This window comes from Fodinibius sp., from assembly GCF_041642155.1.
Lineage (GTDB): Bacteria > Bacteroidota > Rhodothermia > Balneolales > Balneolaceae > Fodinibius.
Genome location: NZ_JBEPWZ010000074.1, coordinates 1 through 11875, shown reverse-complemented (window position 1 = coordinate 11875; position 11875 = coordinate 1). Strand labels below are relative to the sequence as shown.

The 11875-nt window shown below is 52.5% G+C and carries 7 protein-coding genes; 3 read left to right on the top strand and 4 right to left on the bottom strand.

Annotation, left to right across the window (positions count from 1 at the left end; all coding sequences use genetic code 11):
* Positions 1-94 precede the first annotated feature (94 nt).
* The 3 genes from ACESLU_RS06500 (at position 95) to fucP (ending at position 6623) form a co-directional block, all read left to right on the top strand.
* A complete protein-coding gene (locus ACESLU_RS06500; protein WP_372636798.1) occupies positions 95-1153 on the top strand; it encodes a YncE family protein in 1059 nt (352 codons plus the stop codon).
* Positions 1154-1403: 250 nt separating this feature from the next.
* Positions 1404-5021 (top strand): vitamin B12-dependent ribonucleotide reductase, encoded by a 3618-nt coding sequence (locus ACESLU_RS06495; protein WP_372636796.1) that lies wholly within the window; start codon positions 1404-1406, stop codon positions 5019-5021.
* Between the two features lie 279 nt (positions 5022-5300).
* Positions 5301-6623 carry an L-fucose:H+ symporter permease gene (fucP, locus tag ACESLU_RS06490; protein ID WP_372636793.1) on the top strand — a complete coding sequence of 441 codons (1323 nt, stop codon included), beginning with the start codon at positions 5301-5303 and terminating at the stop codon, positions 6621-6623.
* Between the two features lie 83 nt (positions 6624-6706).
* Here fucP and ACESLU_RS06485 read toward each other — a convergent pair whose 3' ends face one another.
* From ACESLU_RS06485 to ACESLU_RS06470, 4 genes are all read right to left on the bottom strand, one after another.
* Positions 6707-7543, bottom strand: a complete 837-nt coding sequence (locus ACESLU_RS06485) for a 1,4-dihydroxy-2-naphthoyl-CoA synthase (protein WP_372636801.1) — start codon at positions 7541-7543, stop codon at positions 6707-6709.
* Positions 7544-7738: 195 nt separating this feature from the next.
* On the bottom strand, positions 7739-8581 hold the full coding sequence (menH, locus tag ACESLU_RS06480; protein ID WP_372636791.1) for a 2-succinyl-6-hydroxy-2,4-cyclohexadiene-1-carboxylate synthase: 843 nt from the start codon (positions 8579-8581) through the stop codon (positions 7739-7741).
* Entirely contained in the window at positions 8563-10269 is a 1707-nt protein-coding gene (gene menD / locus ACESLU_RS06475; protein ID WP_372636788.1) for a 2-succinyl-5-enolpyruvyl-6-hydroxy-3-cyclohexene-1-carboxylic-acid synthase, read from the bottom strand. The genes menH and menD overlap by 19 nt, the downstream gene beginning before the upstream one ends.
* Positions 10262-11689, bottom strand: coding sequence for an isochorismate synthase MenF (locus ACESLU_RS06470; RefSeq protein ID WP_372636785.1), 1428 nt, complete (start codon positions 11687-11689; stop codon positions 10262-10264). The genes menD and ACESLU_RS06470 overlap by 8 nt, the downstream gene beginning before the upstream one ends.
* Positions 11690-11875 lie beyond the last annotated feature (186 nt).

Genomic DNA, 11875 nt, shown 5'->3' with positions numbered 1-11875 from the left:
CGAAATTATGCAGTGGTATGCAATGCCACAAAGAAATGTCACCTTTTCTCTAACAGCAACTTATCAATTATAATTTATTTTTAATTACATTATCATGAAACAAGGATTTATACTTTTTCTCTCTCTCCTGGTGATCCCTTTTCTTATCAGTTCCTGTGCGGATGGGGGGAATAATCCCGACCCCCTGGAGCTCTCCTCCGTCTATGTCACGAATGAAGGAAACTTCAGTGACAGCGATGGTTCGCTGACAAGTTATGACCCTGAATCGGGAAGTATCCTTAAAAAAGCTTTTGAAAATGCCAATGGTCGTCCCCTGGCCGGCATCATCCAATCCTCCAAAATAGCCGGCGAGCATGTCTTTATTGTCTTGAACGATGCGAATAAGATTGAAGTCGCGGAAATTGAGTCGCTGGAAAGTGTGGCAACGATTGAGCTGTCGACCACTCCCACTGACTTTGAAATTATAAATAACCAGACGGGCTATGTCAGCAACCTCTATGATGGCAGTATTACGGTGATTGATCTGGAAAACTTTGAAGAGACCGGTCAAAGGATATCCGTTGGTTCCCAACCGCGAACGATCTTCCGCCTGGATAACCGGGCCTATGTCGCAAATAACGGGGCGGGCAATGACCATACGATCTCTGTTATAAATACGACCAGTCATACCGTCGATCACACCATTGAAGTGGGGGCGGGACCCGCGGATATCAGCGTGGATATGTCCGGCCGTCTCTGGGTGGTTTGCAACGGCTTAATCGCTTATGACGAGAACTGGGAGCGGGACCCCGACAATGATAAGCCGGGAAGCGTCTATCTTATCGACGGGAGCAGCGCTACGGTTATCGACTCCATTGCAACCGGGGGACACCCTTCCGGTATTGCACTGGCCAACGAACACGCCCGCGCTTATTTATTAAATGACGGGATATCCGTGATTGATATGAACACCTTGTCGGTCGAAGAAGAACCGTTCTCTCCGCGTTCTTTTAATGCCATTGGCTACCTGCCGACCCAGGAGCGCTTGTATGTCGGAGACAGCAGGGGATACGGTCAGGCCGGACAGGCGCTTATTTATGATCTGCAGGGCACGGCAGTGGATTCTTTTAGCGTCGGCATCGCTCCCAATGGATTTCATTTTATGGTGAATTAATTTTCTCCTGAATGACTTCGGAAAGTTATCCACACTATAATTTTTTGAATATCGGATATTTCCGGTAAAAATTGGTGTAGCAGTAAATTAATTGTGGATAACTAACCGATTTTGTGGAAAAGTAATTCAGTTTTTGCTTGTACCAGAGCACAAGTCCTTTATATTTTATAGCAAGGCAAAATAGTCAAGTTATTGTAATACCCGAAAGGCCTATCCAAGTAAAAATATTAGTCAAGGAACCAGTTATTATATGAAATTTACACGTTTTTATACTCAGGAAGAGTGGGAGACCCCGTTTGAAAATATGACATTTGAGAGTCGGAAATCGGAGATTAAGAATCCGGATGGATCACTGGTATTTTCAATGGAGAATGTGATTGTTCCCAAGTCCTGGTCGCAGGTATCCACGGATGTTATTGCGCAGAAATATTTTCGCAAGGCCGGGGTACCGAAGAAGACCAGGAACGTTAAGGAGAAAGGAGTACCGGAGTGGCTGCAGCGATCCCGGCCGGATGAAGCGGCCATGAAAGATATCGATGAGGAGGAGCGATACGGCGGCGAGAGCGACAGCCGGCAGGTATTCCATCGCCTGGCGGGCTGCTGGACCTACTGGGGCTGGAAACACGATTACTTTGACTCCGAAAAAGATGCGAAGGTTTTCTACGATGAGCTTTGCTATATGCTCGCCAACCAGATGGCGGCTCCCAACAGTCCCCAGTGGTTTAATACCGGCCTGCACTGGGCGTACGGCATTAACGGTCCGTCACAGGGGCACTATTATGTGGACGGCAAGACGGGCGAGCTCACCAAGTCGGACGACGCCTACAGCCATCCGCAGCCTCATGCCTGCTTTATCCAGAGTGTTAATGATGACCTGGTAAACGAGGGCGGTATCATGGACCTTTGGGTCCGCGAAGCACGGCTTTTCAAATACGGCTCGGGAACCGGAAGTAACTTTTCCAAAATTCGCGGCGAAGGAGAGCCGCTAAGCGGGGGAGGGAAGTCCTCCGGACTTATGAGTTTTCTGAAGATCGGGGACAAGGCCGCCGGAGCGATTAAATCGGGAGGGACCACCCGACGGGCCGCCAAAATGGTTACGCTGGATCTCGACCATCCTGATATTGAAGAGTACGTAAACTGGAAGGTCCGCGAGGAGCAAAAGGTGGCTTCGATGGTTGCGGGATCGAAAATTCTGGAGAAGCATCTCAAGAACATTATCAAGCTCTGTAACAAGCCGGTGGAAATCGACGGCCGTACTTTCAACGGGGCGGTCAGCCGCGACCCGCTGAAAAACAAGGAGCTCGGAAAAGCCATTAAAGAGGCCAAGGATGACCAGGTGCCGCTCAATTATATTGAACGCGTGGTTCAGCTGGCATCCCAGGGCTTCACCGACCTGAAGTTCGATACCTACGATACGGACTGGGATTCGGAGGCCTACCGTACGGTAAGCGGACAGAATTCCAATAATTCGGTTCGTATCCCCAATACGTTTATGCAGGCCGTCAAGGACGACGGCGAGTGGAACCTTTACTGGAGAACGGAGAAACGCAAAGCCGAGGAAGAAGGGCGCGAGCCAAAGCCTTGTAAAACCATGCCGGCGCGTGAACTCTGGGATGATATTTCCAACGCGGCCTGGGCCTGCGCCGACCCGGGAGCGCAATATCACGATACCATCAACGAATGGCATACGTGTCCCGAAGACGGGCCGATCAACGGGAGCAATCCCTGCTCGGAATATATGTTCCTGGACAACACGGCCTGCAACCTGGCTTCCCTCAACCTGATGAAGTATTTCAAAACGGACGAGTACAATGAGTTTGATGTGGAAGCGCTCCGGAATGCCTCGCGGCTCTGGACCGTCGTGCTGGAGATCTCCGTACTGATGGCGCAGTTCCCATCCAAAGAAATAGCGGATCTTTCGTACAAGTATCGCACGCTGGGCCTGGGATACGCCAACATCGGGGCGGCGCTGATGGTCCGGGGCGTTCCCTACGACAGCCCTGAAGGCTGTGCTATAGCCGGGGGACTGACCAGTCTTATCCATATGAATGCCTATGCCACCAGCGCGGAAATGGCGAGTGAGCTGGGCACCTTCGAGCGGTACGAAGCCAACAAGGAGCATATGCTCCGGGTGGTGCGCAACCACAAGCGGGCGGCCTTTAATGTCGATCCCGATGAATATGAGGGACTGACCGTCAAGCCGATGGGCATTGATGCGAATGAATGTCCCGATAACCTGCTGAAGGCGGCGCGCCAGGATTCCGAAAAAGCCGTGAAGATGGGCGAGAAGCACGGCTACCGCAATGCGCAGGTAACGGTCATTGCCCCGACTGGTACCATCGGTCTGGTTATGGACTGCGATACGACGGGCATCGAGCCTGATTTCGCCCTTGTGAAGTTTAAGAAGCTGGCCGGCGGCGGATATTTCAAGATCATCAACCAGTGCGTCCCCAAAGCACTCGAGAATCTGGGATACGGTCCCAGGGAGCGCCAGGAGATCATCGATTACGCCAAAGGGCACGGCGAGCTGGAGGGCTGCCCGCATGTCAATGAAGAGAGCCTGCGGGAGAAAGGTTTCGGAGATTCCCAGTTGGAGGCGATCAAGGAAGCGCTGCCGAGCAGTTTTGATATCAAGTTCGCCTTTAACCAGTTTACGCTGGGCGAGGATTTCTGTGAAGAGGAACTGGGACTGGAGGAAGAGCAGCTGGCCGATCCGCAGTTTAACATGCTGAAGTATCTCGGCTACTCGCAGCGGGAAATCCAGGAAGCGAACGATTATGTGTGCGGGACCATGACCGTGGAGGGAGCGCCGCACCTGAAAGACAAGCACCTGCCGGTCTTCGACTGCGCCAACCGGTGCGGGCGAATCGGGACGCGCTATATCAAGCCCGGGGGACACATCCGGATGATGGCCGCCGCGCAGCCGTTTATTTCGGGAGCGATTTCCAAGACGATTAACCTGCCGAATGAAGCGACCGTGGAAGACTTTAAGGACGCGTATATGGATTCCTGGGAGCTGATGCTGAAAGCCAACGCTCTTTATCGTGATGGCTCGAAATTAAGTCAGCCGCTGAATAGCCTCAGTGATGTCTTTGAGGAGCTGGAAGATGAAGAGGACTTGAAAGAGACGGCAGAGGCGCAGGACAAAGTGCTGGAATCGGCCGAAAAAATCATCCACAAGTATGTGGCGAACCGCCAGCGGCTGCCAAGCCGCCGGACCGGTTACACGCAGAAAGTGAAGATCGGGGGACAGAGTGTCTACCTGCGGACGGGCGAATATGAGAATGGCCAGCTGGGTGAAATCTTCATCGATATGCACCGGGAGGGGGCCGCATTCCGCAGCCTCACCAACTGCTTTGCCATTGCGATCTCGCTCGGCCTGCAGCACGGTGTGCCGCTGGAAGAGTTCGTAGACGCCTTTACCTTCACCAAGTTTGAACCCAGCGGAATGGTTAACGGAAGTCCACATATCAAGATGACGACTTCCGTTATTGATTACATCTTCCGGGAGCTGGCCGTGACCTATCTCGGCCGGGACGACCTGGCGCACGTCCCCGCCGACGATATCATGTCGCGTAAACTGCGTCCCTCTGAAGAGGCCGAACAAGCCCGCGAAAAGGCAAAAAGGACAGACCCGACGCAAAAGCAAAAGCCTGATGCCACCCAGCCGGAAGCCGTCGCGCAGGCGCAACCGGCAAAACAGGCACAGTCGGCCGCTGACGACGACAACTATCAGAGCGACTACGAGAAGGCCAAGGAGATGGGCTACACCGGCGATTCGTGTCCCGAGTGCGGAAGCATGACGATGGTGCGCAACGGCACCTGCCAGAAGTGCATTACCTGCGGGTCGACTACGGGATGCTCGTAAAGTAAATTATAAATATAAATATTTACTTCAAGGTGACAACAATTAACCTTGGCGGGATATCAAGTCCTGCCAGGGTTTTTTATTGGGGTAACAACTCGCCAATTAATAGAATGTAACTGTGACATCGTTTATGTATGCAAACGGTTACATCACTGCTGGCGGTTTCCCGGCCAGAAGGAAAACTGGCAGTGATGGGCGCTGCGTTGAGCTAAAGATTGTATTTTAAGATTAAAAGCTGAATTATCTTTTTTGTACATACAGTAGAAAAATTTACTGAGAATGAATAAACAGGCAGAAGCAACAGATGCACAAAATTCCAAAACGTTCCCGCAGAATAAATCAGGGTTGAGGGCGCCGCTGCTGGCTTTTGTACTTATCACCAGCTTGTTTTTTATGTGGGGTCTTGCTCATAATCTGACAGATACGCTTCTGGCTGCATTTAAACGGATTATGAGTCTTTCCGATTTTCAAACATCCTGGATTCAGGTCGCTTTTTACGGATCCTATTTCACACTGGCCGTTCCGGCGGCTATTTTCATTAAACGCTTTACCTACCAGGCGGGGGTACTGCTGGGGCTGGCAATGTACGTTGTGGGTGCCCTGCTGTTTTATCCGGCCAGTATTACCTTGCAGTACGGATTCTTTCTGGTTGCGCTGTATATACTGGCAGGTGGTTTGGCAGTGCTTGAAACTTCCTGTAATCCCTATATTATTGCAATGGGGGAAGAAGCCACCGGTACCAGACGGCTAAACTTAGCCCAATCTTTCAATCCCCTGGGATCCATCACCGGAGTTGTTATAAGTAAGTTCTATATTCTTTCCCAGCTCGATTTGTCCGGTGTTGAAGAACGAGCCGGAATGTCTGCCGAGGAATTGACAAGGATACAACAAGCAGAACTGGATGCCGTGATGGGGCCTTATGTTGCCGTCGGGTTCGGACTGTTGCTGTTGTGGGTTATTATCTACCGTACCAGCATGCCAAAGGCTTCGACCGAGGATACAACGATTAAATTCTGGCCGAGTGTAAAAAATCTGGTCGGCAATAAGAATTATGTTTTCGGGGTGGTTGCCCAATTTTTCTATGTGGGAGCACAGATTTGCGTGTGGTCTTTTATCATCCGTTATGTGATGGAGGAGTTAGATGTAAGAGAGTCGGCGGCATCTACCTACTATATTGCCTCGTTGATTGTTTTTACCCTGTTCCGTTTTATCAACACAAGCCTGATGAAGTATTTCAAACCGGCCAACCTGCTGGTGTTCTCTTCGCTGATGGCCATCATCAGTACATTATTGGCCATCGCAGGCTCCGGTTACCTCGGTGTGATTGCCCTGGTGGCCATCTCCGGATGGATGTCGCTGATGTTCCCGACCATATTTGCGCTGGCTTCCAAAGGTCTTGGCCAGGATACCAAAATGGGGAGTTCTGGCCTGATTATGGCGGTCGGGGGCGGCGCGGCTTTCCCGGCTGTCATGGGTTTAATTTCGGATTATACCGGCAGTATCCATATCGCTTACTGGGTACCGCTGCTATGTTTCATTGTCGTAATGTGGTACGGATTTTATAACAGCAAAATCACTCAGGCGGTGCCCCAGACCGTCTAATTAAAAAAAAATTGCAATAGGAAAGTAGAATTATCGGAACGGGACACAGCCAAGCGGGGAGGCCGAAAATTGCGTTTTCCTACCTATCCAATCCACGGATACTCATCCCAGTTCGGTTTGCGCTTCTCAAGAAAAGCATCGCGGCCCTCTTCGGCTTCGTCGGTCATATAAGCCAGGCGCGTAGCTTCGCCGGAGAAGACCTGCTGTCCGACCATGCCGTCGTCCACCAGGTTGAAGGCGTACTTGATCATACGGATGGCGGTGGGACTTTTCTCCAGGATTTCCTGCGCCCACCGGTAGGCGGTTTCTTCCAGCTCACCGTGCGGCACCACCTTGTTGACCATCCCCATATCAAAAGCCTCCTGGGCAGAGTAATCTCTGCCCAGGAAAAAGATTTCACGCGCTTTCTTTTGCCCCACTTGCCGGGCCAGCAGGGCGGAGCCAAATCCGCCGTCGAAGCTGGCCACATCGGCGTCGGTCTGCTTGAAAATGGCGTGCTCTTTGCTGGCAATTGTCAGATCACACACCACATGAAGACTGTGTCCCCCGCCCACGGCCCAGCCGGGTACCACGGCAATCACCACCTTGCCCATAAAGCGAATCAGCCGCTGCAGGTCGAGCACGTTCAGGCGCGGCGTGCCGGCATCATCCTTGTAACCGGCCTTGCCCCGCACGTTTTGATCGCCGCCGGAGCAGAACGCCCACTTGCCGTCTTTGGGGGAGGGCCCTTCCCCCGTTAGCAGTACGACGCCGATCTTGGGATCCTCCCGTACATTCAAAAATGCTTCTTGTAATTCAAATAATGTCTTGGGACGAAATGCATTGCGAATTTCCGGGCGGTTGATGGCGATGCGCGCTACACCGTTGGACTTTTTGAAAGTGATGTCTTCGTATGTGTTGACGGTTTTCCAGTTCATAATGATATAATCTTGGGTTTTGAGTCGTGAGTGGTTGTCAAATGAGTTACATTTTAACAGTCAGTAGCTGTTTTGAATTACTTAATGCGCTTGGGACCGGTAAGAGGAGAATACCTGTTCCTTGATTCCGGGTGAAAAGTAAGGTACTGAGCAATTTAAAATCGGTTGAAATCAATCCATTGCGTTCCCGCCACCGGGTCAGGATATAAATGATTTGACTTCTTGTAGAAATTCACCAGGATTATCGAGATGGATCCGGTGCCCGGCTTTTGGAGATGAAAAACGGACATCGGGCAGCCGCTGTACCAGCCGGCGGTTGATTCGTCGGTATTTTTCATCATGCGTTCCGGCCATCAGCAGCACCGGCCGCTTTAATGAGGGAAGCTCGTCGCAACAGGGACGCATGCTCCCGGTCCCAAAGCCGCGGAGGGAGGCCGCTATTGCTTCCGGAGATTGTTCGCGCTGATTATTCCTGTATTTTTTTTGGAGTTTTTTATCGTGATTGGCTGCGGGGGACGCAAACAGCGGAAGCTGCTGCCAGTGTCTTAAAAACCGGTCAAAGTCGGCGGTAATCTCCCGGGCTCGCTGCTCGTCGGTTTGCCGGCGACGGCTGCGTTCCCGCTTATCGCGAATGCCGCAGTTCGCACTTTCGAGAATGAGTCCCCCGACCAGCGCCGGATCCGCCATGGCGGTCTTCAACGCCAGGCGTCCCCCCATGCTGTAGCCGTGCAGGAACAGCTCGCCGTCGACATCGGTATTTCTATGCATCCGGTGGATGAAAGCCCGGAGATCCGCCACCTGTTGCTCCTCGCGGTAATCACTGGGATCGGGGGATTTCGCTGACTGTCCGTGTCCCAACAGATCGACGGTAACCGGATTGCAAAATTCACCCAATCCATCGATAAGATGATCAAACGCACGTTGGTCACCCATAAATCCATGCAGCATCAACAGAAAAGGGAGTCCGGTCCGTTGCCGGTGCATCCGGTAGGCGTAGGTATGATGGTTAATCTCCTCAAACATCATGGCGAATAATTCCAACAGGTTCTGCGCAACTCCATGGAAGCCTCGGCGTCGGTGCGGCACTCCATCACCGATAGCCCGCGGTGCTGCTTTTGCCATTGTCCCAGATCAAACCGGCGGATCTCCTCAAGGGTTTGAATCCGGTGACAGGGAATATCAAATGAGGCGGCAAGCCGGTGAATATCGGCCGATTGCGGTGTTTCAAAATAGTTTTCAAAATACTGTTTATGTTGCTCGATAGGCAGCATCCGGAAAATCGATCCCCCGGCATTATTGATCACGATTACCGCCAGATTCCGGCTAATCATCCGCCGGTTCAGCAACGCATTGGCGTCGTGCAGGAAGGCGAGGTCCCCGGTAATGAGCACGCCCGGCCGGTTGAGTCCCACGCTGAGGCCCATTGCGGTGGAGGTCACCCCATCAATGCCGCTTGCACCCCGGTTTAAAAACAACGGGCGGCGGGTGACCCGGCCTCCGAAAAGCTGGATATCCCGGGCGGGAAAAGAGTTGGAGACAGCTAGGAAATGATCATCGGGACATTGAGGCAGCAAGTGATGATAAATGTGTCCGTCCGTCAGCGCCTCCGACCCGTTCATCGCCGCCTGCAGATGCTCTTCAGCGAACAGCTCCTGCCTCTTCCACTCCCTCAGCCACAAATCCCTGTCGGACCCGGGCAGGCGGTCCAACGATAGGGGACGTCCCCCCCAGGGGATATGCCTGCTTTCGGAGAAAGTGGCGTCGTGCCAGTCGGGGGTGCTCGCAAAATGATAGTGACGGCCGGTTTGCCAGTCCCCAAGCGCTTTCTCCAGGCTTTTGTCTGTCGACTGGAATCCAAACCGCAGCAGCAGGTCGGGCTGCAGCTGTCTTCGGATCTGTTCATTGCGGAGGAATACCGTAAAACCATGGATAACATGCTGGTCATCTGGCAGGGTTGACTCCGTCAACAACGGAGAGTTTAATTTTTTAGCCAGCTGTGCAATCGACTCGGTGTCATCTCCGGGGGCTGTGGGACCCACAACGATGAGCGGGCGCTCGGCGGACCCCATAGCCTGCTGTATCTCATCAGGAATGCGAAAAGATTCTTCCTGCTGAAATTTGTTGCTTCCGGGCAGGGGATCATCGCTATTTTCATCCTTTATTTTTTTCACAAAGCCGGGTTCCGGCTCCAGCGGTTTGCGGAAAGGAAAGTTGAGATGTACGGGGCCCCGTTTCTGCCGGGCCAACCCCGCAGCCTGACGCGAGAGCATTCCCAGTCGTTTGAGATCATCCTCTCCCAGCACCGGTTCCCCAACCTCGTGAAAAAAAACCGGGTAGTCGCCAAACAGCTTCAGCTGGTCGATCGCCTGGTTGGCGCCCGTCGACCGCAGGTGGGGGGGACGATCGGCCGTGGCCAGAATCATCGGCACGCCGGATTGCCGGGCTTCGATGACGGCCGGGAAGTAGTTGGCGGTGGCTGTGCCCGAGGTACTCACGAGCACGGCGGGACGCCCGGTCGCTTTGCCTATGCCCAGGGCCGTAAAAGCAGCGGATCGTTCGTCGAGGATGACTTGCTTCTGCAGGCGGGGATGGGCCGCTGCGGCCATGGTCAGAGGGGTGGAACGGGATCCCGGTGAAATGATAACATGACGTACCCCGTCTTTTAACAGGTTGCGAAAGAAGATCGACGCCCAGTAAAAAGGAATGTTTTGAGCGGCTAAATCAGTCATACCGGAGTGCAAAAAGCATCGGCTTTAACTTGAGATTTGTCTCTTCCCACTCGGCCTGTGGGTTGGAATTAGCAACGATCCCACATCCCGCGAAGAAATGGGCTTGATCGTCACCGAGGAGTCCGCTTCTGATAGCCACGGCAAATTCACCGCTTCCGGAGGCGTTGAGCCACCCCACCGGACCGGCATACCAACCCCGTTCAAAATCTTCCAGCTGTCGTATAAAGGGCGCCGCCTTTTCCCAGGGATAGCCCCCGACCGCCGGGGTAGGGTGAAGCTGGGCAAGAATGGATAAAACCGTGGCCTCCGGTTTTAAATCAGCCTGTATTGGCGTATAAAGATGCTGAACGTTTAGCAGTTTTTTAATCTGGGGCCGGTCGCTGCGACGGATGCTGTGCGCAAAGGGTCGCAGCCGCTGTTCGATATCCCGGACGACAAATTGATGTTCATGCTGGTTTTTGGCACTTATCGAAAGATCCTTTTCCAGATCGATATCTTCCATTGCGGTTTCACCGCGCTCCATGCTGCCGGCCAGGGCTTCGGTCCGCAAAAAGTCATGCTGAAAGGCGACCAGTTGTTCAGGCGTAGCCCCCAGAAAACTGTTGCCACGAGGCGGATGAATTAAAAAACAGCTGCATTTTTGATACTGGCTGCGCAGTCGGTTGAGCAGCGCTGTGGGGCGGACTGAATCCCCGCGGGGGACCGACAGCCGCCGGGCCAGCACAATCTTTTTAAAAGTGTTCTTGCGAATCTGTTCCCTGGCTTTTTTGACGGAGGATATCCAGGCCTCGGAGCCGCGCTTTAACGGGCTGACAGAAGCAGTGCCGGCGGTCGCTGCACCGGCGGTCGAATAAAGCTTCGAGGTGGTGCCCAGCAGCCGGTCGATCTGATCCAGCTGTTCGATAACCTCGGCGTACAAGTCATCGGGGTTTTGATAGGATCTAACATCCAGGGCAACGGTGGCGGAAAAATGATTGCCGTCTTGCAGGATAAGCCATCGGGGTACCGTCAGAGAAGCCGCTTCAAAGGAATGCCAGTCCGCATGATCAAGCTCATCGAAAAAAGAAAAACCTCCCAGGAACATTAATCCCGAATGGGAATGGAATACTGAAGAGAATGAGGCCGTGGCTTCACGCACGGACTGTTGCCGGCGATGCATATCTGCAAAGCGGTCGGTTCCGGAAGCGGACAGATGTACCATTTGGCCGCTGGCCGCTATGGCAAAATGTTCGGAGGGTTTTTCCCAGTAGTATTGAAAAGTGTTGGCATCCCAGTTATGCTCGAGGAAACAGAGAGGATCAATGGCTTCGACCGGTACTGAAAATGTAGCATATGATCTGTCTTGTCGACGGACCAACTCGTCAATGAACGTTTTTAGTTGTTCATCGGTGCTCCTGTCGAGTTGCATAGGGCGCTCCATCTTATCTGATAGCAAGTCGGTATCCATAAAATAAAATATAAATAGAAAGTAACTTTCAAAACTTTCAATATAAATTGAAAATAAGATATTCTGGAATCAATTTCATGGATAATTATGGATTTGCGTGATACCGGATCCCGGTCTGCTATGACGAGAAGGAGTTCTACAAACAATAGAAAAAGGGAG

Coding starts and splice junctions, on each gene's coding strand:
- ACESLU_RS06500 (WP_372636798.1), top strand. CDS start 95: ATGAAACAAGGATTTATACTTTTTCTCTCTCTCCTGGTGATCCCTTTT.
- ACESLU_RS06495 (WP_372636796.1), top strand. CDS start 1,404: ATGAAATTTACACGTTTTTATACTCAGGAAGAGTGGGAGACCCCGTTT.
- fucP (WP_372636793.1), top strand. CDS start 5,301: ATGAATAAACAGGCAGAAGCAACAGATGCACAAAATTCCAAAACGTTC.
- menD (WP_372636788.1), bottom strand. CDS start 10,269: ATGACTGATTTAGCCGCTCAAAACATTCCTTTTTACTGGGCGTCGATC.
- ACESLU_RS06470 (WP_372636785.1), bottom strand. CDS start 11,689: ATGGAGCGCCCTATGCAACTCGACAGGAGCACCGATGAACAACTAAAA.